Origin of the sequence: Microbacterium horticulturae (assembly GCF_029094505.1) — a bacterium.
Taxonomy (GTDB): domain Bacteria; phylum Actinomycetota; class Actinomycetes; order Actinomycetales; family Microbacteriaceae; genus Microbacterium; species Microbacterium horticulturae.
Map to the genome: position 1 here is coordinate 2,523,061 of NZ_CP119108.1, position 22,799 is coordinate 2,545,859.

The following is a 22,799-nucleotide window of genomic DNA, read 5'->3' on the forward strand; positions in this document are numbered from 1 at the left end:
ACCACTCTAACCAGTGGCGACGCCCCGGGCAGCCGACAGCGTCAGGCTGACACTTTTCGGATCACATCGCAATCCCCTGGCCAAACCCTCTTCACAGAGGGACTCTGACGACATACCCCATCGGAGCGAGGAGGCCTCATGCCACGACTGCGGCCGCGACCCGGACCCAGGACGTCCGACCCCATCCACGCCATCGACCGGATGGTCCGCAACGTCGAAACAGGACGTTTTGAGCGAAGTCTCTCCGGTTTGACCGCGGCGGGCGCGCTGGTCACGGCCGGGGAGATCTTCTTCGAGCACGACAAGGCGAGTTTCGGAAACAAATGGATGTGGGTGCCCGTCGTCCTCGGCCCCGTGGGCGCCGCAGCCGGCATCGCCGGCGTCGCGAGCAAGCGCCTCGCGAAGACCGCCCTGCCCCTGGCATCCCTCACCATCGTCGCGAACGGGCTGCAGGGTGTCTGGCTGCACGCCCGCGGCGTGGGGCAGAAGCCGGGCGGGTGGCGGAACCTGCGGTACAACCTCGAGATGGGCCCGCCGCTGCTGGCGCCGCTGCTGGTCACCCTGGTCGGCGGCATGGGGGTGCTCGCTGCGATCTTGAGGCGGGAGGAATGATGACGCTGCCGCTGGACCCCGAGAGCGGAGGCGGCCGTTTTCCCGGCTTCGATGTGCTCGCCCACGCTGCACAATGGGACCAGGCCACGCAGGCCGTCGTCGCGGCGCGGGCCGGCCGACTGCCGGATCCGCGGTTCTTCACTCCCGATGAAGAGGCGACGGCGCGGGCGCTGTTCGATCAACTGCTCGATCAGCGGGAGGACCCCCGCGTCCCCGTGTTCCAGCTGGTCGACACCCGACTCGCCGAGGAGCAGACCGACGGGTGGCACTACGCCGATCTTCCACCCGATGACGTGGCATGGCGCAACTCCCTCGCGTTCCTCGATGACGATGCCCGGACCCGTTGCGGGCAACGGTTCGCGGAGTGCGCGTGGGACGACCAGTCCGCCATCCTGAACGACATCAACGCACGTGAGGACCAGGACTGGCACGGGTACGCGGCCTCCCGCGTGTGGTCGTTGTGGACGCGGTACGCGTGCACAGCGTTCTACTCCCATCCCTCGGCGTGGGATGAGATCGGCTTCGACGGACCGGCGTATCCGCGCGGATACAAGAACATCGGCGTCGACCGGCTCGAAGGGTTCGAAGTGCACGACGCGCACCCCGAGCTCGGCCCGGCCGCCCCATCTGAACATGCCCAATCAGAACACGCCCCATCTGAACACTCCCGATCAGGACACGCGCCAGACAAGGGAGAACAGCGATGAGCGACGTGCGCGACCGCAACGAGTCCGCCTGGCTGCTCACTCCCGACGGCTCGCGGGAGGAGCCGCGACTGCGTGAGCAGATGCGCACCTTCGCCGACACGGATGAGGTCGACATCGTCATCGTCGGCTGCGGGGCCGGCGGGTCGACCCTCATGCAACGGCTCGCCCGTGCGGGCTGGAGTGTCGTGGCGATGGATGCCGGGCCGTTCTGGCGCCCCGAGAGCGACTGGGTCAGCGACGAGGCGGGCTCGCACCACCTCTATTGGGGTGAGAGCCGTGTGATCGGCGGCACCGACCCGGTACCGCTGGGATCGAACAACTCGGGCCGCGGCGTGGGCGGCTCGATGGTGCACTACGCCGGGTACACGCCGCGGTTCCACCCCAGCGACTTCTCCACCTTCACCGACGACGGCGTGGGTGCGGACTGGCCGCTGGCCTACGACGACCTGAAGCCCTACTACTCCGATATCGAGGGCGAACTGCCGGTCGCAGGCGAGGACTGGCCATGGGGCGATCCCCACTCGTATCCGCATCGGCCCCACCCGGTCTCCGGCAACGGCGAGCTGTTCCAGCGCGGCGCACTCGCGCTGGGCATCACCGCGAAGGTAGGTCCCGTCGCGATCGCCAACGGCCGTTTCGGCCACCGGCCGCATTGCATCTACCGCGGCTTCTGCCTGCAGGGATGCAAGGTCAACGCGAAGGCGTCGCCGCTGGTCACGCACGTTCCCGACGCTCTCGACCACGGCGCCGAGATCCGCGCCGACGCGATGGTCAGCCGGGTCGCCGTCGACGAACGCAGCGGACTGGCGACCGGCGTGCACTACCTGTACCGCGGCAAGGAGCGGTTTCAGCGGGCGCGGATGGTCGCCATCGCGGGGTATTCGATCGAGACCCCGCGGCTTCTCCTCAATTCCGCGTCGACGCGATTCCCCGACGGTCTGTGCAACGACTTCGACCAGGTCGGCCGGTATCTCATGGTGCAGGGCGCCCCGCAGACTGCGGCGCGGTTCGACGAAGAGGTGCGGATGTTCAAGGGCCCGCCGCCCGAGGTCAGCAGCGAGGAGTTCTACGAAACCGACCCGGCGAAGCCGTACAAGCGTGGCTTCTCGATCCAGACCGTCTCGCCCCTGCCGATCACGTGGGCCGAGCACGTCACGGCACAAGGCCACTGGGGCGCCTCGCTCCGCCATCACATGAGCGACTACGTCCATTGGGCATGCCTGGGCGCGCTCTGCGAGTTCCTCCCGCAGGCGAACAACCGCGTGACGCTCGCCGACGAGACCGACCGGTACGGGCTGCCGGTCGCCCGGTTCGACTACTCCCAGTGCGAGAACGACCGGATGCTGTTGGATGCTGCGCGCCATGTCATGGAGGACATCCTCACTGCCGCCGGCGGAAAGGGCGTGATCACGATCAACCGGGCGGCACATCTCGTCGGCGGGGCCCGGATGGCGGCCGACGAGACACAGGGCGTGGTCGATTCGGACGGTGTGAGCTTCGCCGTTCCGAACCTGCTCATCACCGACGGCAGCGTGTTGCCCACGCAAGGCAGTGCGAACCCCGCGCTCACGATCATGGCGGTCGCGGCACGCGCGGCCGACCGCCTGGTGCGCCGCACCTCGTCGGCCCACAGCAGAAGGGCCCTCGCATGACCGGGGGCGGTCCGCGGGTCGATGCGCTCGAGGTGCGCGTCTACACGGTTCCCACGGACGCGCCGGAGGCGGACGGAACGATCTCGTGGTCACAGACGACGATGATCCTGGTGACCGCGCGCTCCGGTGCGACAACCGGTCTGGGCTGGACCTACGCTGCGCCGGCGTGCGGCGCCGTGATCGCCGACACCCTGCGAGACCTCGTGGTGGGCGGATCCGCGCTCGACACGACCGCCCACTTCGACGCGATGACGCACGCGATCCGCAACATCGGGCGTCCCGGAATCGCCGGTTGTGCGCTGTCTGCCGTCGACCTGGCACTGTGGGATCTGAAGGCCCGCGTGCTCGGCGTGCCGCTCTTCCGCCTCCTCGGCGGCGCCGACGACGCTGTCGCGGTCTACGGCAGCGGCGGGTTCACGACCTACTCCCACGAGCAGCTGGCCGGCCAGCTCGGGCACTGGGTGCACGAGCAGCACATCCCGCGCGTGAAGATCAAGATCGGCCAGTCGTGGGGGCACGATGCGGCACGCGACCTCGAGCGCATCGCCGATGCGCGGCGCATCATCGGCGCTGCTACCGAACTGTTCGTCGACGCCAACGGCGGCTACACCCGCAAACAGGCCATCCGGGTGTTCGCGGCGTGCGCAGACCAGGATGTGCGCTGGTTCGAAGAGCCGGTCTCCTCCGACGACCTGGCCGGGCTGCGTGAGGTCCGCGATGCGGTGACGGCGGATGTCGCGGCCGGCGAGTACGCGTTCGACATCCCGTACGTGCAGCGGATGTGCGCCGCGGGCGCCGTCGACTGCATGCAGCTGGACGTGACCCGGGTGGGCGGAATCACCGAATGGATGCGGGGAGCCGCGGTCGCGGCATCCCTCGGTCTCGACGTCTCCGCGCACTGCGCCCCGAACGCCCACGCGCACGTGGCCGCCGCGGTGCCGAATGTGCGGCACGCGGAGTGGTTCCACGACCACGTGCGCATCGAGGAGATGTTCTTCGAGGGCGTCGCCGACCCGAAAGGTGGTGTCGTCCACCTCGCCGGGGATGTTCCCGGCACCGGTCTCACGCTGCGGGAGAAGGACGCCGAACCGTACCGGGTGGGCTAGTCCCCGCCGGGCAGGTTCGGCTCGCTCCGCCCGCTCGACGACCGGGACTCGCGCCGCTCAGCGACCGGCATCCCCCTCATCGTCCGCATTGCCGATGTGCAGCGTGTCTTTCACCCGTTCGACGCCCTCGGTGAGCACCGCCTTGGCGGTGTCGCGGATGACGTCGCGAGCGCGCGGGTCGTTCTTCAACAGCGCCTCGCCGGTGTTCTTGGCGAACTCGAACGTGACGTGCGGCGGAAGCGGCGGCACGTTCGGGCTCGTGTAGGCGTCGATGAGCGTTACGCCCTGCGTCGCGAACGCCCGGTCCCAGGCCGCTTCGACCTCGTCGTCGCTGTGCACGCGGATGCCGGTGAAGCCGAGGAGCTCGGCCCATCCTGCGTAGTCGACGGATTCCACATCCTGTGAAGCGCTCCACACCGGATTCGCGTCCTCCGTGCGCATCTCCCACGACACCTGGGCGAGGTCGTTGTTGTGGAGCACGAGGATGATCAGCTGCGGGTTCGACCACTGCGCCATGTACTTCTTGATCGTGATGAGCTCGTTCATGCCGAGCATCTGGAACGCACCGTCACCGATCGTGCAGATCACCGGCCGCTGGGAGTACGCGAACTTCGCCGCCATCGCATACGGCATCGCGGCGAGCATCGACGCCAGGCGCCCCGACAGGTCTCCCATCATGCCGCGCTGCAGGCGGATGTGATGGCCATACCAATCGGCAGTGGTGCCGGCATCAGCCGTCACGATCGCCGTCGCCGGCAGCCGCCGGTTCAGCTCGTGGTAGACGCGGCGAGGGTTCACCCCGTCGTCGTAGGTCTGCATCGCCTGCGCCGTCATCTCCTTCTCCCAATCGACCATCTCGGCGGCGACCCGATCCTGCCACTCGAGGTCGGTCGTGACGTCGAGGTGAGGAATGAGCGCATCGAGCGTCGATTTCACGTCGCCCCACAGATTCAGCTCGGTCGGGTAGCGCAGCCCCATCTGCTCTGGTTTGAGATCGATCTGGATGGCCCGAGCCTGACCGCTCGGCGGCAGGAACTGGCCGTACGGGTAGTTCGTGCCGAGGAAGACGAGGGTGTCGCAGTCCTTCACCTGGTGGTAGCTGGGCAGGGAGCCCAGAAGGCCCAGCTGCTGCGTGTGGTAGGGCACGTCGGCCGGGACGACCTGCTTGCCGCGCAGTGCGGTGATGATGCCCGCGCCGGCGCGCCGGGCCGCTTCGAGCACTTCATCGGTCGCGCCGTTGGCGCCGTGGCCGACGAAGAACGTGACCTTCTCTCCGGCGTTGATGATCTCGGCGGCGCGGAGGATGTCGTCCTCGGGCGGCCGAATCCGTGTGGAGGGTGCGACGGCACTCGAGCGCGACACCCAGTTCTCCGGCTCCGGCGTCGTGAACTCCATCCCCTGCACATCGTGCGGGAGGATGATCACCGCGGGCCCGAGCTGGGTGCGGGCCGTGCGGAACGCGGTGTCGACGACGGCCTGCGCCTGCGCGGGAGACACGACCGTCTGCACGTACACGGCGACATCGGCCATCGTGCGCTCGAGGTGGCTCGCCTGCTGATTCGACGTGCCGAACGCATTCAGCCCCTGCTGCCCCACGATCGCGACCACCGGCTGGTTGTCCATCTTCGCGTCGTACAGGCCGTTGACCATGTGGAAGGCGCCGGGGCTCGACGTCGCTATGCACACGCCCACCTCTCCCGTGAACTTCGCGTGTGCCGTCGCCATGAAGGCGCAGATCTCTTCGTGTGTGGGACGCACGTAGTCCAGGCCGTCGCCCTCGCGCTGTGCTTTCTCCAGCGCGCCGTCGAACTCGCCGATGCCGTCGCCGGGAAAGCCGAAGACCCGGCTGACACCCCACTCTCGCACTCGCCCGATCACGAAATCACTCACCGTCGGCATGCGAACTCCTCTCGTCGCGCTTTGCATGTACGGCAGCGCGAGCGTCGCCCGCGTCGCCGCCATGGCCACGCTACTCAGATCGACGATGCGCGCACGGGGGTTGCGGTTCGCGCTCCGCGCGCGTAACGGGACAGACGCCGCCCGATGACTCACTATGACGGGAGGGATGCCGCGGGCCGACGCCCCGGGTTAGCATCGGCCGGTGAGCATTCCCCCGTACCGCGCCGACATCGTCGGCAGCTTCCTCCGCCCCGCCGCCCTCAAAGACGCCCGCGCCCGCCATGCCGAGGGCTCCCTCGACGCCGCGGGGCTCCGCCAGGTCGAGGACGAGCTGATCGCCGACCTCGTGCAGAAGGAGCACGGCAACGGCCTGAAGGTCGCCACCGACGGCGAGTTCCGCCGTTCGTGGTGGCACTTCGACTTCTTCGGCGGCCTCGACGGCGTCGACATCGTCGCGCTCGACCACGGCATCCAGTTCCAGGGCGTGCAGACCAAGACCCGCGGTGTGGCTGTCGACGGACCGATCCGGTTCAACCCGCAGCATCCCTTCCTCGACCACTTCCGGTCGATCAAGGACCTCGCCGCGCGCACCGGCGCGACGCCGAAGTTCACGATCCCATCGCCGACGGTCCTCGACTTCCGCCTCGAGCCCGATCACATCGGCGGCGGCTACGACGGCCGTGACGCGATCGTCGACGACCTCGTGCAGGCATACCGTGACGCGATCGCCGCCTTCTACGACGCGGGCGCCCGGTACCTGCAGCTCGACGACACCGCCTGGGCCTACCTGTGCAGCCAGGTCGAGCTCGACAAGGCCGCCGCGCGCGGCATCGAGACGTCGGGCATCGCCGAGCGCTACGCCGACATTCTGGGCCGCGTGCTGGCCGGCAAGCCCGACGACCTGGTCGTGACCACGCACGTGTGCCGCGGCAACTTCCGCTCCACATGGATCTCTTCGGGCGGCTACGAACCGATCGCCGAGCAGCTGCTGGGCGCCGTGCCGTACGACGGCTACTTCCTCGAGTACGACAGCGATCGCGCCGGCGGCTTCGAGCCCCTCCGCTTCCTGCCGAAGGGCGACAAGACCGTCGTCCTGGGACTGGTGACCACCAAGTCGGGCGAGCTCGAGAACCCCGACGACATCAAGCGCCGCATCGACGAGGCCACCGCGTTCGCTCCGCTCGAGCAGCTCGCCCTGAGCCCGCAGTGCGGCTTCGCCTCCACCGAAGAGGGCAACGAGCTGTCCGAAGACCAGCAGTGGGCGAAGATCCGCTCGGTCGTCGACATCGCCGCCGACGTCTGGGGCTGATCAGCCCTCGACGCCCGCGGGCCGACACGCATGCGCGGCGTCGGCCCGCGGCATCCACCCGGCCACTCCCCCGGCGATAAGCTGACCTCGTCCTCACGGAGATGTCAGGGAGTGGCCAGATGACCGGTAACACCGAGTACGACCCGAGCGAGCTGCAGCGGGTCTTCGAGAGCACTTTCACCTGGGCTGCCGCCTTCGCGCGCAACACGCATCGGTACGCCCATCGCCCGGCGCTCACCGATCCGCCCAGCGGCCGTTCGTGGACCTACGCCGAGCTCGGCGAGGTCACGGGCCGGCTGGTCGAGGGTCTGCGCGCGCACGACGTGGGCGTGGGCGACATCGTGTGCTACGAGCTCAAGAACAGTCCGGAGTTCGCGTTCCTGTACATCGCCGCCCAGGGGCTGCGCGCCGTCAGCTCGCCGATGAACTTCCGCCTCGCGCCGGCCGAGACCGCGCACATCCTCGACACCGTGAAGCCCACGGTGTTCGTGTACGACGGAATGGATGCCGCGGCCGCCGCGACGGCGCTCGAGATCGCCACGCACCGCCCGCGCATCATCGCCGCCGTCGGCGGCGAGCTCATCGAGGGCGCGGTCTCGTTCGACGATCTGTTCGCGGCGGATGCGGCATCCTTCCACGCCCCCGAGGGTGCCAGCACCTGGGATGAGACCAGCCGGCTGTACACGAGCGGCACCACGGGCATGCCCAAAGCTGTGCCGCTGACGAGCCTCAACGAGATGCTCACGGCGCACGACGTGACGATGCACTTCCCGCTCGGGCCGACGGACAAGACCATGAACATGTCGCCGTGGTTCCACCGCGGCGGCAACTACTGCGCGGGGCCCAACACCGCGCTCTTCGTCGGCGCCGAGGTCGTGACGCTCCCCCAGTTCGACCCGGAGGTCGTGCTCGACGCCGTCGAGGAGTACCGGTTGACCTATGTGATCGGTGCGCCGACGAACCTCGAGCGGCTTGCCGACGCGCAGGAGGCCCGCCCCCGCGATCTGTCGAGCCTGCGTGGCATCGTCACGATGGGCGCCCCGCTCAGCCACGACGCGGCGCTGCGCTATCAGCGCGTGCTCACCCCGCGCATCGCGAACGGGTACGGGACGACCGAGGCGTTCTGGAACACCTACCTGCGCCCCGACGACCTGCCTGCCGCGGCCGGCGCCGCCGGGCGCGCGTGCCTCGACGACGACGTCGCGGTCGTGCGCGTGCAGGACGACCGGGTGTCGGAACCGCATGAGCACGCCGCCCAGGACGGCACCGAGGTCGGCGAGGTCATCATGCGCTCGACGAAGTCGGGGTACGCCTACCTCGGCAATCCCGAGGAGCAGGCGGCGAAGTTCCGGGACGGCTGGGTGTACCCGGGCGACCTGGCCACCTGGGACGAGGACGAGATCGTCACCATCGTCGGCCGCAAGGACGACATGATCATCTCCGGCGGCGAGAACGTGCACCCGGTGCAGGTCGAAGAAGTGCTGGCCGGGCACGAGGGCGTCGCCGACTCGATCGTCGTCGGCCTGCCCGACGCGCAGTGGGGCGAGGTTGTGGTGGCCTACGTGCAGCCGCGGGAGGGACAGTTGGTGGATGCCGCTGCCGCCGCCGCGGAGCTCGACGCGTTTCTGCGTGCCAGCGTACGGCTCGCCGACTACAAGCGGCCCCGGCGCTATGCATTCGTGACCGAGCTGCCCTATACGGCGACCGGCAAGAAGCAGCACTTCAAGCTCCGGGCGCAGGCGGCCGACGACGCCGGCGCCGGACGCTTCGTCGCGCCGTAGGCACCGGGCCGCGGCATCCCCGCCCAGAGGAGAACCGTCGCAGCTCACCCCACCTGAGTTCAGGTGTTTTCGCGAGATCAGGTGAAAATCACGGCGAATCGCCCTGATCTCGCGAAAACACCTGATTTCGTGCGGTGCGACCTCGCGAAAACGGGTACGACCTCGCGAAAACGGGTACGACCTCGGCGGAGAGCGGGCGGGCGGGTGGCCCGCTCAGTGGCCCTCGAGGGCCTGGCGGTCGATCTCCTCCTGGTTCTCGACGAAGGGGGTGCCGTGCGTGTGGAACGTCGCCACCGTCTTCATGCCCCACGCCTGGCCCTTGGCACGCTCCGCCTGCGTCCACTCGACGACGGGCCAGTCCGGGTCAACGAGCAGACGCGCCTGCGCGTTCGCGAACTCGATGCGGTTGCCGCCCGGCTCCCACACATACAGGAAGAACGTCTGGTTGATGGCGTGCTTGTACGGTCCGTACTCGATGTAGATGCCGTTCTCGAGGCAGATGTCGGCGGCCTTGAGGATGTCTTCGCGGTTGTCGGGCGCGAACGCGAAGTGGTGGAAGCGCCCGCGCTCGCCCGTCCAGTCTTCGGAGTACACGACGTCGTACGACTTCTGGTGAAAACGGAACCAGCGCGCTGAGAAGTGGCCGTCGTCCATCCGCACGCGCTCCGACTCGCGCGCCATCATGACGTCGGCCCAGAAGTCTCCGGCCGCGTGGGCGTCGGCGGCGAGGTAGTTGATGTGGTCCATCCGGCGTGCGTTGATGCCGCGGCCGGGGAACGCCGACGCCTGGTTCTTCAGCGCCGGACGATCCTCGTCGTCGGGCACGTAGTGCTCGGTGTCGTAGTAGATAGCCAGCGTGTGCCCGTCGGGGTCTTCGAACTCGTACGAGCGCCCGACACCGACCTCGGGGTCGCGCCAGCCGTGGCCGAGACCGGCCTTCTCGATGGCCGCGACGCGACGCGCGAGCGCCTCGTCGCTGGTGGCCCGCACGAGCGTGCGCCCGACGCCGTTGGTGTCGGATGCCGTGAGCTTGAGCGTGTAGAGCTGGTACTCGTCCCAGCACCGCAGATACGCCGAATCACCGACGCGCTCCACTTCGCGCATCGCGCAGATGTCGCGGAAGAAGTGCAGGCTCTCCTCGAACTTGGGGGTGAACAGCTCGATCGCGCCGAGGTGCGCGAGATCGAAATTCTCCTGATGTGCCATGGCGGGTCCTCCTTGACGTGGGCGGTCACAGATGCGGGCGCGCGAACACGCGCCCGTCGAAGAGTTGGCGGGCGGTGCGCAGAGAAGTGGATGCTGCGCGCCAGACGCCCTCGGCGTCCTGCCCCACCTCGACCCGGGCGGTGAACGCGCCGGCCGGGTGCTCGAGAACGGTGTCGCGGCCCTCGCCCAGACGTGCGAGGTCGGCGCCCACCGCACCGGGAATGCGGATGCCGGCGGCCACCGATGCGGCCATGAGCACACCGATCGCGGTGTGCACGCGGTGCGGGATGAACGCGCGCGTCGTGATCGCACCCTCACCCCGCGGCGGCGACAGCAGGAACATCTTCGGTACCGACTGGCCGGTCACATCCCCCAGCCCGAACAGCGGGCCCGTGGCCCGCCGCACCTTCTCGACCTCGGCGCGCAGCGCGGCGTTCTCTTCGAGCTCGGCGGGCGACTCGGTGCCGGCGACACCGAAGTCCACGGCATCCATCAACACCACCGGCATGCCGTTGTCGACCAGCGTCACCCGGTGCCCGGCCACGGTGTCGGCGGCGTTCCCAGTGGGCAGCAGCGGCCCGGAACCCGCCACTCGCAGGTCGATGGGGCACGCCGTGCCGGGCACCCCGTCGATCTGCGCATCGCCGTCGTAATCGGGGCGGCCGTCACAGACGGCGAAGGATGCCGTGGCTACATCACCCGTGTTCACGAGCCGGATCCGCACCGTGGCGCGGTCGCCCGATGCGCTGATCAGCCCCCGTTCGAGCGCGAACGGACCGACGGCGGCCAGCAGGTTGCCGCACGTCTGCCGGTCGCTGACCTGCGGCGCGTCGACGGCGACCTGCAGAAACAGATAGTCCAGGTCGACATCAGGCTCGGTCGACGCCGACACGACGGCGACCTTGCTGGTCAGCGGGTGCGCCCCGCCGATCCCGTCGATCTGGGTCGGGTCGGGACTGCCCATGATCCGCAGCATCAGCTCGTCGCGCACCTCAGGGTCGGCCGGCACGTCCTCGGCGAGGAAGAAGGCGCCCTTCGAGGTGCCACCCCGCATCAGCATGCACGGCAGGCCGTCGTGGATCGGGTCAGCGGGCATCGTATTCCTGCTGCGTCATATAGACGATGCCGAGTTCCGCGACGCTCGGGCGCAGCCCTTTGCGGTCCAGGCTCAGCTGCCCGCCCGCGTATGCGGCACGGTCGGCTTCCTCCTTGGCGAAGCGCGCGTCGGCGGCGGCCAGCGCGGTCTCGGCGTCGTCCCGGGGCACGCAGAGCACCCCGTCGTCATCGGCGACCACGACGTCGCCGGGAGTGATCACGACACCGCCCACCACGACGGGGACGTTCACCGAGCCGGGAGTGTTCTTCACCGTGCCCTGCGCATTGACCGCCGACGCCCAGACCGGAAAGCCCAGCGCCCGCAGTTCGGCCGTGTCGCGTACTCCGGTCGTGGTCACCAGGCCTCGCACGCCACGGGAGTGCAGCGCCGTGGCGAAGAGTTCACCGAATGCGCCGTCGGTCGACGGCGATGTCGTCGCCACCACGAGGAGGTCCCCGGCTCGGCACTGTTCGACCGCGACGTGGATCATCAGGTTGTCTCCGGGGTGACTCAGCACCGTCACCGCCGAGCCGGCCACGCGCACGTCGTGCTGTATCGGGCGCAGCGACGGCCCCACCAGGCCGGTGCGGCCGATCGCCTCGTGCACCGTGGCGACACCGTGCACGGCGAGTGCGTCGACGGTCGCGGCATCCGTCCGTGCGATGTCGGTCACGACCACCGGACCTGTGCTCATGCCAACACTCCGGTCACCTGCGGGTAGTAGCGTACGTACGCCTCGCCCATCGTCTGGTGCGGCAGCCCCAGGTTCGGGCCCGCATTGCGCTTGACCTGCACCCCGCGTCGCACCGCGAGATCGGTGTAGTACGCCCACATGTGCTTCTGCGCGGGCAGGCACTCCATCGCCGCGCGCTTGCGCTCGAAGGCCGGCGTGATATCCAGCAGCACGTTCGGACGGAAGTCGCACTGCTCACTCTGGTGCGGCTCGAAGAAGAACACCGGCGGCGCCCCGATGATGTCGTCCTTCGACGGATACGACCCGTCGGAGTTCGCCACCCCGATCGCCTGCGCCAGCACCCGCGCCTGCAACGCCATCCGCGCCGCCGCCGGGTGATCGCCGTTGTAGGGATCGGCCAGCGTATGCGTGAGCACGACCGTCGGCTGCACACGCCGGTACACGTCCACCAACTGCGCAACGGCTTCGTCGGTCTCCCGCAACGGGTAATCACCGCGATCCAGGAACACGATGTCGGCACCGAGGGCGGATGCCGCGGCCTCGGCCTCGGCGCGGCGCACGGCCTTGATCTCCTCCAGCGACTTGCCTGCCAGCCACTGACTCGCCGACTCGCCCCGCTCGCCGTATGACAAGCACGCCACCGTCGCCCGCTCACCGCGCAGCGCTGCCGCGGCGATCGCGCCGCCCGCCCGCCACACGAAATCACCCGCGTGGGCGCTGACGACCAGAAGGGAAGGGGCGCTCTCAGCCATGGGACTCCTCGAAATGCGCGGCGCACGGGCCGTGGGACCCGTCCCCTCCAGACAAGCACACCCGGTGTCATTGGTCAAGAAATTGTCTACAATTTTGGCGGAGCCGCACTTCACTATGGACATAGGCATCACCGCTCCGTAGGATCGGCACTGATCGGCGGTGGTGCGCCGAGCGAAGCCCGAGGTCGAAGGAGACACGATGGCAGACAACCTGCAGCAACTGCTCGATGAGAAGGGGAACATCGTCGAGATGCTCCGCAACTCCCAGCTGGGCACCTACATCTATCCGGTGGTGCCCGCCGAGTTCACGAACTGGCGACGCGAGCAGAAGGCCTGGCGCGATACCGCGGTGCTCTATGACCAGACGCACCACATGGTGAACTTCTTCGTCTCCGGCCCCGACGCGCTGCGGCTGCTGAGCGACACCGGCATCAACTCCTTCGCGAACTTCCCCGTCGACACCGCGAAGCAGTTCGTGCCGGTCTCGTCGACCGGGGGCGTCATCGGCGACGGCATCCTCTTCCACGAATCCGACGACGAGTACGTCTACGTCGGTCGCAACCCCGTCGCGAACTGGCTGCAGTTCCACGCCTCCACCGGCGGGTACGACGTGGAGTTCCGCTACGACGACCGCTCCCCCTCGCGCCCGTACGGGCAGGCCGTGCAGCGCGACTACTACCGCTTCCAGATCCAGGGGCCGGCCGCCTGGCAGATCATCGAGAAGCTCGCCGGCGGCACCGTCGAACAGGTCAAGTTCTTCCGAATGGGCCACATGACCATCGCCGGCAGCCCGGTCCGCACGCTGCGCCACGGCATGGCCGGTGCGCCCGGGCTCGAGCTGTGGGGCCCGTACGAAGAGCACGGAAAGATCCGCGACGCGATCCTCGAAGCCGGGCGGGAGTTCGGCATCGAGCCCTGCGGATCGCGGGCGTACTCCTCGAACACCCTCGAGTCGGGCTGGATCCCCTCGCCGTTGCCGGCGATCTACACCGGCGGCGACATCGAGCGCCGGTTCCGCGAGTGGCTGCCGGCGAACGGGTACGAGGCGATCAACGCTCTCGCCGGCTCGTTCGTCTCCGATGACATCGAGGACTATTACCTGAACCCGTGGGACCTCGGCTACGGGTCGTTCGTGAAGTTCGATCACGACTTCATCGGCCGCGACGCGCTCGAGAAGCTCGACCCCGAGCAGCAGCGCAAGAAGGTCACGCTCGCGTGGAACGACGAGGACCTCACGAAGATCCTCGCGTCGGTCATCGACCGCACCGGCCCCGGCTACCAGTTCTTCGACATCCCGAATGCTAACTACGGCTCCAGCAACTACGACGCGGTGATCGACGCCGGCGGCGACACGGTGGGCCTCTCCCTGTTCACCGGCGTGACCGCGAATGAGAAGCGCGGTCTGTCACTGGCGACCGTCGACCGTGACGTGCCGATCGGCGCCGAGGTGCGCGTGGTCTGGGGTGAGCCCGACGGCGGTACCCGCAAGACGACCGTCGAGCCGCACGAGCAGATCGCCGTACGCGCCGTGGTCAGCCCGACCCCGTATGCCGAGACCGCCCGCACGGAGTATCACGGCGGGTGGCGCACGAGCGGCACCCTCTAGGCCGCCCGCCCATGCGCGCGCACTACGCCGACGTCTGGCAGGCGGTCGCGGCCGCCGTGCCCGACCGCGAGGCCATCCGGTCGATCGACGGCGAAGTCTGGACCTACGAGCGCTTCGCCCGCGACGCGGGGGCGCTGGCCGCCGGTCTCGCCCGCCTCGGTGTGCAGCCCGGCGACCGCGTCGCCCTCCTGCTGCACAACCGCCCCGAGTTCCTCGTCACGGTGTTCGCGTGCCTTGCCGCTGGCATCGTGCCCGTTCCGCTGAACTACCGGCTGCGGGCGCACGAGGTCGCCGATCTGATCGACGACGCCGGCGCACGGATACTGCTGGCGCCCACCTCGCTCGAAAAGACGGCACGGGATGCCGCGGCCGCGGCCTCTGCGGCGGTCGTCTGGATCCTCGACGCGGGGCTCGCCGAGCCGTCGTGGGCGCAGCTCACCGCCGTGCCCGCGCCTCTGCCCGCCCCGCCCGACGACGGCGAGCTCTGGCTCTACACGGGCGGGACGACCGGCCGCCCCAAGGCCGTGCGCTGGGACGAGCAGGAGATGTTCGAGGCCCAGATGGCGCCCACCTACTCGGTCATCGGGGCCGACTGGCCGCGCACCGTGGACGACGCGGTTCGCATCGCGGCCGACCCGGCGACTCCGCGGGTGGTGACACTGCCCCTCTCGCCGTTTCTGCACGGCACGGCCCTGACGACCGCGATGAACACCCTCACCCTGGGCGGCACGGTGCTGGTCACCTCGTCGCCGCGGCTGGACGCCGACGCCGCGGTGGACTTCGCGGCCGCGGCATCCGCCACCCGGCTCATCGTGGCGGGCGACGGCGTGGCCGTGCCACTCGTCGAGGCCGCCGAGCGCCACGGAGTGCGGTTGCCGGCGGTGCAGACGGTGATCAGCTCGGGCATGCGGTTCAGCCCCGACACCAAGGAGCGCCTGCACGCGCTGGGTGAGATCACGATCATCGACATGCTCGCCTCGACCGAGGGCGGGGTATACGCGGCGACCACGACCACCGGCGCGCACGATCTGCCGGGCCGGCCGCGCCTGTTCCCCTCCGCCGTCGTGCTCGACCAGGAGCTGCACGAGGTGCAGGAACGCCCTGGCGCCCTCGGCATCCTCGCCCAGCGCGGGGCGCTGCCGCTGGGCTACCACGGCGACCCGGAGAAGACCGCGGCGACGTTCCCGGTCATCGACGGGGTGCGCCATGTGATGCCGGGTGACTGGGTGCGGGTCGAAGACGACCGGCACATCGAGTTTCTCGGCCGCGGCAGCGCCGTGATCAACACGGGCGGCGAGAAGGTCTATCCGCTCGAGGTCGAAGAAGTGCTGCTCGAGCACCCGGCGGTGGCCGACGCCGTGGTGCTCGGGGTGCCCGACGCACGTTTCGGCGAGATCGTGACCGCCGTGGTGGCCCGACAGGGCGAGGTCACCGCCGACGAGCTGAGCGCGTTCGTCGACGAGCGGCTCGCCGGGTACAAGCGGCCGCGCCACATCCTGTTCCGCGCCTCGCTCGACCGCACCCCCACCGGCAAGGTCGACATGGCCGGGCTGCGCGATGAGATCTCGCGGGATCGCTGAATCGGCGGCCGGATCAGGGGGTGGATGCCGCGGCATCCCCCTCCCCATCGATGATGCGCTCGAACCACGACAGCGTCGCCCGCGTCATGTCAGCGGGGTCGCCGTCGCCCTCCAGCATCGAGAGCGCATCCCCCACTTCGTCACGCCGACGGCGCGCATGGCGGTACGTGCCGTCGATGAGCCGATCGATGAGTGCGGCGCCGTCGGGCCCGAGCTCGCCGGCCATCTGTGCGCGCAGCCAGTCTTCGGCGCCCACGGCACGCGCCGCCGTGGTGCCTTCGATCACCAGTGCGGCCAGCCCCTTCATGAACACACTGCGCAGCAGCTTCAGCCGGGCCGCTTCGCCCACCGCCGCGCGCAGAGGAACGATCGGCACCTCGAGCGGGCGCAGCCGGTCGGCGAGGGTCTCGGCACCGGGCCCGCTGGCCAGCAGCGGGGTGCGGATGCCCGCGCGGGGCACGGGCGCCAGCACCGCGACATCCGCCATCGCCACCCCGCGGGTCACGGCCAGAGCGCCGATCTTCTGCTTCACAAGCGGCGAGGCCGTATTCAAATCGGCGTAGACCGCCGCGTCGCCGACCGCAGGAAGGGCCGCCACCGCGATCTCGGAGGCGGCATGCGCGCCGACGAGGCTCAGCACCACTTCGGCGCCGTCGGCGGCCTCGGCCGCGGTGCGCGCGCGGACGATGCCCGGCAGGGTGAGCTCTGCGGACTGGTCGTAGCCGCGCACGCGCACGCCGGCCTCGTGCAGCTCGCGGGCGTAGATGCGGCCGGCCTCTCCGAGGCCGAGAACAGCGATGGTCGACATGGCGTGATCACCCTAGACCACGACGGGGTCGTGTTCGTCGCGGCCGGTGAAGTAATCCAGCGAGGCGCGCGATCCGCTCACGACGGGTCCGGGACGCCGGCGGCCCGATCCGTCGACGGCGAGGTACGCGTCCTGCAGCGCACGCGTGATCCCGGCGGCGGCGACCGTCAGCAGCTCCACGATCGCCTGCGCCGGAGCGCCGTCGTTGCCGACGACGACGCCGAGGGCCGCGTGCACGACCTCCTGCGGCCCACGGACCGGCACCGCGATGCCGCGGGAGCCTTCGTGGATGTGTCCCGGTAGATCGGCGAACCCCTGCACGCGCACGTGACGCAGCTGCTCATGCAGCGCGACACCGTCACGAAGCGTGTGCGCGGTGAACCTCGGCCACCCGGCGTCGACCACCTCGTCGACGACACTTTCGTCGGCGTGTGCGAGCAGCACGAGGCCGCTCGATGAGACCGGCAGCGGCGTGCGGCCGCCGATGAGGGTGGCGTTGACGACGGCGTCAGGGGTCGACATCCGCTCGATGAACAGCACGTCCCGCCCGCTGCGCACCGCCAGCTGCGTGTGCTGGCGGATCCGCGCGTGCACGCCGCTCATCCACGGGCGGGCGAGCTCGCGCAACCCGAGGGCGCTCGGCGTGCGCGCAGCGAACTCCCACAGCCGCACGCCGAGCCGGTACGAGCGGTCGGGCATGCGCTCAAGCAGCCCCTCCGCCTCCAGCTGCGCCACGAGCCGGTGCGCGCTCGAGGGCGCCAGTCCCGCGATCTCGGCGATGCGGGCCAGCGTCAGATAGGGGTGGAAGGCGTCGAACGCGTCGAGCACGCGCAGGTGCTTGCGCAGTGCCGATTCGCCGCCGGATGCCCGAGCCATGCCACCCTCCTGCTGGCAAGGCTAACCCGCTCTCGGCGAGCGGGCCCGGGTTCTCTCCGACCTCACCGGTTCGCGCGATACACCGTGCGGGCGTACTCGTGGTACGGCGCCGGCGCCACGGTCGCGCGGATGCGCACCTGCCGGTGGTGCTGGTCGACCTGCGGCTTGTGCGAGATCGGATCCTCGCCCCACACCACCTCGACCTCGGCACCGTCGGGGATGCCGACGTCCAGGGTCGCCAGCGACATGTACAGCTGATCGAAGGCGACGTATCCGGCATCCGTCGAGATCCCCACCCGCGCGCCGTCGGCGAGCACCTCGTCCATCTGGAACAGTCCGTACCGCGCCTTCGGGAACTCGAGGAACTTCGCCGGCGTCCCCGGCTCGAGCTGCGAGCGCACCACGTCGGCGACGTCGGCGGAGTTCCAGAGCAGGGTGACCTTGTGCCGCCGCTGGTCTTCGGCGTGCTTCTCGAGCGCGGCACGGCCGTGGAAGTCGTGGTCGAAGCGCACGGACTTGCCCAGGCCGATGTCGTACGGGGTCAGGTAGTAGTCGTGCACGTCGTCGGAGTACAGCGAGCCGCCGATCGAGCCGGCGCGCGCGGCCGGCAGCCACTGGCGGTACTCGGCGAAGTCGTCGTCGAAGATCGCGGGGAACGGGGTGGGCACCCATCCCGATTCCAGCGGCGATGCGGAGTACGCCTTGGCGCCCACGCGGCGGATGTCGAACTCCGCTCCAGCCTCCATCAGGGCGTCGAGGACCGTCTCGTTGTCGTCCCACGGCCCGTAGAACTCGAATCCCGGCTGACCGGCCATGCCGTGCCGCAGGGCTTTGACCGGGCGGCCCGCGATCTCGACGTCGCCGATGTGGAAGAAGGCGATCTCGGGCGCAGGGCCGCCGAACACCCGGGCCATGACCTCGTCGGCGCGCGGCCCCTGCAGCTCGTACCGGTAGAAGGTGGGCGGGCCCTGCCGCATGTGCGAGTTGGCTTCCAGGCGATGGTGCACGTCCTTGCCCGCGGCCTCGGCCTTCTCGGCGTTGAACCGCACCCAGTCGATGAGCAGGTGGTGACCGATGAGCACGAGCCCTTCGGGGCCTTCGTGGTTGTAGAACAGAATGCCGTCGCCGACGAGATACCCGTCTTGATTGACGGAGATGAGCTGCTTGGCCACGCCCGCACGAAATGTGCCGAAGGTGTTGGGCGAGATCGTCGAGAGCATCGGGATGAGGTCGTGCCCGTGCAGGAACAGCTGCGTCATGTGGTGCGACTGGTCCATCAGCGCCACCGTCGTGTTCCATGCACGCTGCTCGTCGCGCCAGTTCGTGAACTCGGGCGCGACCGGGAACGTGAACGCGGGCCAATCCTGATCGCGCAGCAGCGGCACCGCGCCGCCGGCGCGCGCCATCGCCTGGGCGAGTGATTCGGTTGTCATCTTCGACCTCCATCGTCGGGTTGCCAGGCAGACTAGGCGGTGGTGGATGCCGCGGATCGCGCACTTCCGTTCAACGGAAGCGAGGATCCGGCATCCCGATCGCTTCGCCGAGGGCATCTCACGCAACGGTTGGATAAAGACACGCCAGGATGAATCCAAAATCGTTGACAATCTGAGCGTGAATCCGTAGCGTCCGTACCCAGGGACGCGTGTGCGTCTGCGACGAAGCGACGAATCGGAAAGGCGGGCGATGGGAGCTCGACTGACCCTGGGTGACGTGTCTTTGCACTTCGGCGGCGTCTCCGTGCTCGACAAGGTCGGTTTCGATGTGGAGCCCGGGCAGATCTTCGGACTGGTGGGTCCCAACGGCGCCGGCAAGACCTCGCTGTTCAACTGCATCAGCGGGCACTACCGCCCCAGCGGCGGGTCGATCACGATCGACGGCGAAGAGGTGCGCGGCTCCCGACCCGCGACCCTGGCTCGACGCGGGCTGGCCCGGACGTTCCAGCATCCCGCCCTGCAGTTGAACCAGACCGTGCTGCAGAATGTCATGCTCGGTGCGCACAGCCGGTTGCCGGGCGGTCCACTGGAGTGGGCGCTGCGCCTGCCGCACACCGTCCGCGCCGAGCGCGCACTGCGCGAGGAGGCCCGCGAGCTGCTCGAGCGCAACGGGCTGGGCTGGGCGACCGACGTGCGCGCCGACGAGCTCTCGCACGGCCTGCACAAGGGCATCGAGCTGTGCCGCGCACTCCTCATGCGCCCGGTGCTGCTGCTGCTCGACGAGCCGGCCGCGGGACTGCCGCACACCGAGGTCGAGCAGCTCATCGCCACCGTACGCCGCATCCGCGACGACGACGACATCACCGTGATCATCGTCGAGCACCACATGGGACTTATCGCCGCCCTCACCGACCGCGTCGTCGTGCTCGACCACGGGCGAAAGCTCATGGAGGGCACGGCGGCCGAGGCGCAGTCCGATCCGCGGGTCATCGAGGCCTACATCGGGAAGGATGCTGCGGATGCTGCTTGAGCTGGAAGACGTGCGCGCCTTCTACGGACCGGTCCAGGTCCTCGACGGGGTGTCGCTGACGGTGCCCGAGGGCGGTGCCGTGGGCATCCTGGGCGCCAACGGCGCGGGCAAGACGACGACGCTGCGCTCGATCAGCGGCACCGTGCGCGCGACCGGCAAGATCACGTTCGAGGGTACGAGCATCCGCGGCCTGCGGCCCGACAAGGTGGCCGCCCTCGGCATCGCGCACGTCCCCGAGGGCCGCGGCACGCTCGGCGACCTCACGGTGCGCGAGAACCTTCGCGTGGGCGCGTATCTGCGCAAGGACCATAAGGCCATAGGCCGAGACATCGACTACTGCCTCGACCTCTTCCCCCAGCTGCGCGACCGCATCCGCTCGAACGCGTCGGCGCTCTCCGGCGGCGAGCAGCAGATGCTCGCCGTGGGCCGCGCCATCATGGCCGCCCCGCGGCTGATGCTGCTCGACGAGGCTTCCCTGGGCCTCGCACCCGGCACCGCCAAGACCGTCTACGAGGCGATCGGGCGCCTGCGCCGCGAGTCGGGCATCGCGATGGTCGTCGTCGAACAGAACGCCAACCTCGCCTTCACCCTCGTCGACTCGGCGACCGTGCTCGAGACGGGGCACAACGCCCTGTCGGGCAGCACCGCCGAGCTCAAGGGCATGGACGAGATCCGACGCGCATATCTGGGAGGCTGACCCGTGGGGACGTTCATCCAACTCGTCATCGACGGCCTGTCGACCGGTTCGATCTACGCCGCGCTGGCGCTGGCCATCGTGCTGGTGAACCAGGCCACGGGCCTTGTGAACTTCGCTCAGGGCGGCATGGCCGTGCTCTCGGCATACATCGCCTGGTGGCTGGCCGGACTGGGTGTGCCGCTGATCCTGGCGATCCTCATCACGGTGGTCGTCTCGTTCTTCCTCGGGGCGCTGATCGAGCGCTACCTCATGCGGCGCTTCGAGCGCGGCGACCCCGACACCGCGGTGGTGGTCACGATCGGTCTGCTCACCCTCATCACCGGGCTCTGCGGCTGGCTGTGGACCTACAACAACCAGCAGTTCGCGTCGCTGTTCTCGCTGAACACGATCCAGATCGCCGGCGCCTCGATCAGCGTCCGCTCTGTGGGCACGATCGTCGTCATCGTCGTGATGATGGTCCTGCTGCAGGCGATGTTCCTGGGCACCAAGCTCGGTCTGGCGCTGCGCGCGGTGGCCGTCAATCCGCAGTCGGCCGCGTTCTCGGGCCTGCCCGTGGGGCGGCTGCTGATGGTCGGCTGGGGCCTGTCCGCGGTGCTCGGTGCTGTCGCCGGGTCGCTCGTCGCCCCGCAGTTGAGCCTGACGCCGGGCATGATGGACACCGCCCTGGTCTACGCGCTGGCCGCCGTCATCCTCGGCGGCATCTCCAGCCCGATCGGCGTGGTCATCGCCGCCTGGCTCATCGGCGTGCTGGAGAACCTCGCCGCCGTGTACGTGTCGTTCATCGGCTACGACCTGAAGGTCGCGGTGCCGTTCATCCTCATCTTCGTCGTGCTGATCGTGCGACCCCAGGGCCTGTTCGGCCGGAAGTCGGTGGTGCGCGTCTGATGTCCGAGACCTCGTTCTTCCGCAAACCCTGGGTGCGCTGGGCGTCGATCGTCGTGATCGTCGTCGTGCTCATCGTCGTGCCGCTGGTCCTTCCCGAGTTCGCCAACCAGACGATCGCCCGCATCGGGGTGTTCGCCGTGGCCGTGCTGGGGCTGAACGTCGTGATGGGCTACACCGGCCAGGTCTCCCTCGGCCAGATCTTCTTCGTCGGCCTCGGCGCCTACATCACCGCGTACGGCGTGACGCACGACTGGAACATCGTCCTCGTGTTCGTCCTCGCGTTCGTCGGCCCCGCCGTCGTCGGACTGCTGATCGCTCTGGCCGCCGCCCGGCTCGGGGGCCTCGCGATCGCGATGGTCACTATCGCGCTGCCGATCGTCGGCGTGCCGCTGGCCAAGCGCCTCGGCGACGTCACCGGCGGGTCGCAGGGCCTGTCGACGCAGTTCTCCGACGTTCCGGACTGGATGCCCGTGACGATGTACGACGACCAGTGGCAGCTGTACCTCGTCATCCTCGTGACCGCGATAGTGTTCCTTCTCACGCGCAACCTCGTGCACGGCCGGTACGGGCGCGCCTTCGCCATCGTGAAGGGCAACGAGGCCGTGGCATCCTCCATGGGGATCTCGCCCTACTGGTACAAGGTCATCGCCTTCACCCTGGCATCCCTCATCGGCGGCGTGGCCGGCTTCCTCTACATGGTGGTCATCCAGTACACCTCCCCCGAGACGATGAGCTTCGCCCATTCGATCTCTCTGCTGGCGGCAATGGTGATCGGCGGCGCCGCGAGCATCGTCGGCTCACTCCTGGGCGGGGCGTACTACGTGCTGGTGCCGCAGCTGACGAACATCGTGGACCCGAACTCGACGGCGCTGCTGCAGGGCGCGATCCTGCTCATCGTGCTGTTCGTCCTGCCGGGCGGGCTCGTCTCGCTGCCCCGTGTGCTCACGCGCCTGGCGCACCGCCGCAAGGGCGGCGGCACCGGGCGCACCCCGCAGACCACTCCGATCGCGGAACCGGACCCGGCCGCCGTGACGGAGGGAACCCCAACAGAGAGGCAAGGTCACGCATGA

General features: G+C 69.2%; 20 protein-coding genes. 12 read left to right on the forward strand and 8 right to left on the reverse strand.

Translation table 11 applies throughout. The annotated features are described in order from the left end of the window. The first annotated feature begins 249 nt into the window (after window positions 1-249). Genes PU630_RS12100 through PU630_RS12115 form a run of 4 tightly spaced genes read left to right on the forward strand, consistent with a single transcriptional unit; the run spans window position 250 to window position 4,077 of the window. Entirely contained in the window at window positions 250-612 is a 363-nt protein-coding gene (locus tag PU630_RS12100) for a hypothetical protein (RefSeq protein WP_275277313.1), read from the forward strand. Then, entirely contained in the window at window positions 612-1,319 is a 708-nt protein-coding gene (locus PU630_RS12105) for a gluconate 2-dehydrogenase subunit 3 family protein (RefSeq protein WP_275277314.1), read from the forward strand. The genes PU630_RS12100 and PU630_RS12105 overlap by 1 nt, the downstream gene beginning before the upstream one ends. Continuing rightward, complete coding sequence (locus PU630_RS12110; protein WP_275277315.1) at window positions 1,316-2,971, forward strand: GMC family oxidoreductase; 1,656 nt, start codon at window positions 1,316-1,318, stop codon at window positions 2,969-2,971. Before PU630_RS12105 ends, PU630_RS12110 begins: the two co-directional genes overlap by 4 nt. Further along, window positions 2,968-4,077, forward strand: coding sequence for an enolase C-terminal domain-like protein (locus tag PU630_RS12115; RefSeq protein ID WP_275277316.1), 1,110 nt, complete (start codon window positions 2,968-2,970; stop codon window positions 4,075-4,077). The genes PU630_RS12110 and PU630_RS12115 overlap by 4 nt, the downstream gene beginning before the upstream one ends. Before the next feature lie 57 nt (window positions 4,078-4,134). On the opposite strand, the gene PU630_RS12120 is transcribed toward PU630_RS12115, so the two are convergent. Next, a complete protein-coding gene (locus tag PU630_RS12120) occupies window positions 4,135-5,976 on the reverse strand; it encodes a thiamine pyrophosphate-requiring protein (RefSeq protein ID WP_275277317.1) in 1,842 nt (613 codons plus the stop codon). A 202-nt stretch (window positions 5,977-6,178) separates the two neighbouring features. Here PU630_RS12120 and PU630_RS12125 point away from each other — a divergent pair, with 202 nt between their 5' ends. Then, window positions 6,179-7,285, forward strand: coding sequence for a 5-methyltetrahydropteroyltriglutamate--homocysteine S-methyltransferase (locus PU630_RS12125; RefSeq protein WP_275277318.1), 1,107 nt, complete (start codon window positions 6,179-6,181; stop codon window positions 7,283-7,285). 119 nt (window positions 7,286-7,404) lie between these two features. After that, window positions 7,405-9,066 (forward strand): class I adenylate-forming enzyme family protein, encoded by a 1,662-nt coding sequence (locus PU630_RS12130; RefSeq protein ID WP_275277319.1) that lies wholly within the window; start codon window positions 7,405-7,407, stop codon window positions 9,064-9,066. 213 nt (window positions 9,067-9,279) lie between these two features. Here the strand turns inward: PU630_RS12130 and PU630_RS12135 are convergent, their stop codons facing one another. Genes PU630_RS12135 through PU630_RS12150 form a run of 4 tightly spaced genes read right to left on the reverse strand, consistent with a single transcriptional unit; the run spans window position 9,280 to window position 12,814 of the window. After that, a complete protein-coding gene (locus PU630_RS12135) occupies window positions 9,280-10,272 on the reverse strand; it encodes a VOC family protein (RefSeq protein ID WP_275277320.1) in 993 nt (330 codons plus the stop codon). Window positions 10,273-10,297: 25 nt separating this feature from the next. Then, window positions 10,298-11,368, reverse strand: a complete 1,071-nt coding sequence (locus tag PU630_RS12140) for a PrpF domain-containing protein (protein ID WP_275277321.1) — start codon at window positions 11,366-11,368, stop codon at window positions 10,298-10,300. Further along, window positions 11,358-12,062 carry a 4-carboxy-4-hydroxy-2-oxoadipate aldolase/oxaloacetate decarboxylase gene (locus tag PU630_RS12145; protein WP_275277322.1) on the reverse strand — a complete coding sequence of 235 codons (705 nt, stop codon included), beginning with the start codon at window positions 12,060-12,062 and terminating at the stop codon, window positions 11,358-11,360. The genes PU630_RS12140 and PU630_RS12145 overlap by 11 nt, the downstream gene beginning before the upstream one ends. Beyond that, window positions 12,059-12,814 (reverse strand): PIG-L deacetylase family protein, encoded by a 756-nt coding sequence (locus tag PU630_RS12150; RefSeq protein WP_275277323.1) that lies wholly within the window; start codon window positions 12,812-12,814, stop codon window positions 12,059-12,061. Before PU630_RS12150 ends, PU630_RS12145 begins: the two co-directional genes overlap by 4 nt. A gap of 199 nt (window positions 12,815-13,013) precedes the next feature. Between PU630_RS12150 and ligM the strand changes: the two genes are divergently transcribed. Together ligM and PU630_RS12160 are read left to right on the forward strand one after the other, a co-directional pair. Then, on the forward strand, window positions 13,014-14,420 hold the full coding sequence (gene ligM, locus PU630_RS12155) for a vanillate/3-O-methylgallate O-demethylase (RefSeq protein WP_275277324.1): 1,407 nt from the start codon (window positions 13,014-13,016) through the stop codon (window positions 14,418-14,420). Between the two features lie 11 nt (window positions 14,421-14,431). After that, window positions 14,432-16,000: an AMP-binding protein gene (locus PU630_RS12160; RefSeq protein WP_275277325.1), complete on the forward strand. Its 1,569-nt coding sequence runs from the start codon at window positions 14,432-14,434 to the stop codon at window positions 15,998-16,000. Between the two features lie 13 nt (window positions 16,001-16,013). Here PU630_RS12160 and PU630_RS12165 read toward each other — a convergent pair whose 3' ends face one another. The 3 genes from PU630_RS12165 to PU630_RS12175 form a co-directional block, all read right to left on the reverse strand. Further along, on the reverse strand, window positions 16,014-16,808 hold the full coding sequence (locus PU630_RS12165; RefSeq protein ID WP_275277326.1) for an NAD(P)-dependent oxidoreductase: 795 nt from the start codon (window positions 16,806-16,808) through the stop codon (window positions 16,014-16,016). 12 nt (window positions 16,809-16,820) lie between these two features. Continuing rightward, on the reverse strand, window positions 16,821-17,684 hold the full coding sequence (locus PU630_RS12170) for an IclR family transcriptional regulator (RefSeq protein WP_275277327.1): 864 nt from the start codon (window positions 17,682-17,684) through the stop codon (window positions 16,821-16,823). Window positions 17,685-17,746: 62 nt separating this feature from the next. After that, window positions 17,747-19,117 carry an aminomethyl transferase family protein gene (locus PU630_RS12175; protein ID WP_275277328.1) on the reverse strand — a complete coding sequence of 457 codons (1,371 nt, stop codon included), beginning with the start codon at window positions 19,115-19,117 and terminating at the stop codon, window positions 17,747-17,749. 277 nt (window positions 19,118-19,394) lie between these two features. On the opposite strand from PU630_RS12175, the gene PU630_RS12180 reads away from it, so the two are divergent. From PU630_RS12180 to PU630_RS12195, 4 genes are read left to right on the forward strand one after another with little or no spacing between them, the layout of a single operon-like run. Continuing rightward, entirely contained in the window at window positions 19,395-20,147 is a 753-nt protein-coding gene (locus tag PU630_RS12180) for an ABC transporter ATP-binding protein (RefSeq protein ID WP_275277329.1), read from the forward strand. After that, a complete protein-coding gene (locus tag PU630_RS12185; protein ID WP_275277330.1) occupies window positions 20,137-20,844 on the forward strand; it encodes an ABC transporter ATP-binding protein in 708 nt (235 codons plus the stop codon). Before PU630_RS12180 ends, PU630_RS12185 begins: the two co-directional genes overlap by 11 nt. A 3-nt stretch (window positions 20,845-20,847) precedes the next feature. Next, a complete protein-coding gene (locus PU630_RS12190) occupies window positions 20,848-21,729 on the forward strand; it encodes a branched-chain amino acid ABC transporter permease (RefSeq protein WP_275277331.1) in 882 nt (293 codons plus the stop codon). Further along, window positions 21,729-22,799, forward strand: a complete 1,071-nt coding sequence (locus PU630_RS12195) for a branched-chain amino acid ABC transporter permease (RefSeq protein WP_275277332.1) — start codon at window positions 21,729-21,731, stop codon at window positions 22,797-22,799. Before PU630_RS12190 ends, PU630_RS12195 begins: the two co-directional genes overlap by 1 nt.

What these genes read in the sequence shown, in the direction of transcription:
- PU630_RS12105 (WP_275277314.1), top strand. Translation starts at nt 612, where the DNA reads ATGACGCTGCCGCTGGACCCCGAGAGCGGAGGCGGCCGTTTTCCCGGC.
- PU630_RS12110 (WP_275277315.1), top strand. Translation starts at nt 1,316, where the DNA reads ATGAGCGACGTGCGCGACCGCAACGAGTCCGCCTGGCTGCTCACTCCC.
- PU630_RS12115 (WP_275277316.1), top strand. Translation starts at nt 2,968, where the DNA reads ATGACCGGGGGCGGTCCGCGGGTCGATGCGCTCGAGGTGCGCGTCTAC.
- PU630_RS12120 (WP_275277317.1), bottom strand. Translation starts at nt 5,976, where the DNA reads ATGCCGACGGTGAGTGATTTCGTGATCGGGCGAGTGCGAGAGTGGGGT.
- PU630_RS12130 (WP_275277319.1), top strand. Translation starts at nt 7,405, where the DNA reads ATGACCGGTAACACCGAGTACGACCCGAGCGAGCTGCAGCGGGTCTTC.
- PU630_RS12135 (WP_275277320.1), bottom strand. Translation starts at nt 10,272, where the DNA reads ATGGCACATCAGGAGAATTTCGATCTCGCGCACCTCGGCGCGATCGAG.
- PU630_RS12140 (WP_275277321.1), bottom strand. Translation starts at nt 11,368, where the DNA reads ATGCCCGCTGACCCGATCCACGACGGCCTGCCGTGCATGCTGATGCGG.
- PU630_RS12145 (WP_275277322.1), bottom strand. Translation starts at nt 12,062, where the DNA reads ATGAGCACAGGTCCGGTGGTCGTGACCGACATCGCACGGACGGATGCC.
- PU630_RS12150 (WP_275277323.1), bottom strand. Translation starts at nt 12,814, where the DNA reads ATGGCTGAGAGCGCCCCTTCCCTTCTGGTCGTCAGCGCCCACGCGGGT.
- ligM (WP_275277324.1), top strand. Translation starts at nt 13,014, where the DNA reads ATGGCAGACAACCTGCAGCAACTGCTCGATGAGAAGGGGAACATCGTC.
- PU630_RS12160 (WP_275277325.1), top strand. Translation starts at nt 14,432, where the DNA reads ATGCGCGCGCACTACGCCGACGTCTGGCAGGCGGTCGCGGCCGCCGTG.
- PU630_RS12165 (WP_275277326.1), bottom strand. Translation starts at nt 16,808, where the DNA reads ATGTCGACCATCGCTGTTCTCGGCCTCGGAGAGGCCGGCCGCATCTAC.
- PU630_RS12170 (WP_275277327.1), bottom strand. Translation starts at nt 17,684, where the DNA reads ATGGCTCGGGCATCCGGCGGCGAATCGGCACTGCGCAAGCACCTGCGC.
- PU630_RS12175 (WP_275277328.1), bottom strand. Translation starts at nt 19,117, where the DNA reads ATGACAACCGAATCACTCGCCCAGGCGATGGCGCGCGCCGGCGGCGCG.
- PU630_RS12185 (WP_275277330.1), top strand. Translation starts at nt 20,137, where the DNA reads ATGCTGCTTGAGCTGGAAGACGTGCGCGCCTTCTACGGACCGGTCCAG.
- PU630_RS12195 (WP_275277332.1), top strand. Translation starts at nt 21,729, where the DNA reads ATGTCCGAGACCTCGTTCTTCCGCAAACCCTGGGTGCGCTGGGCGTCG.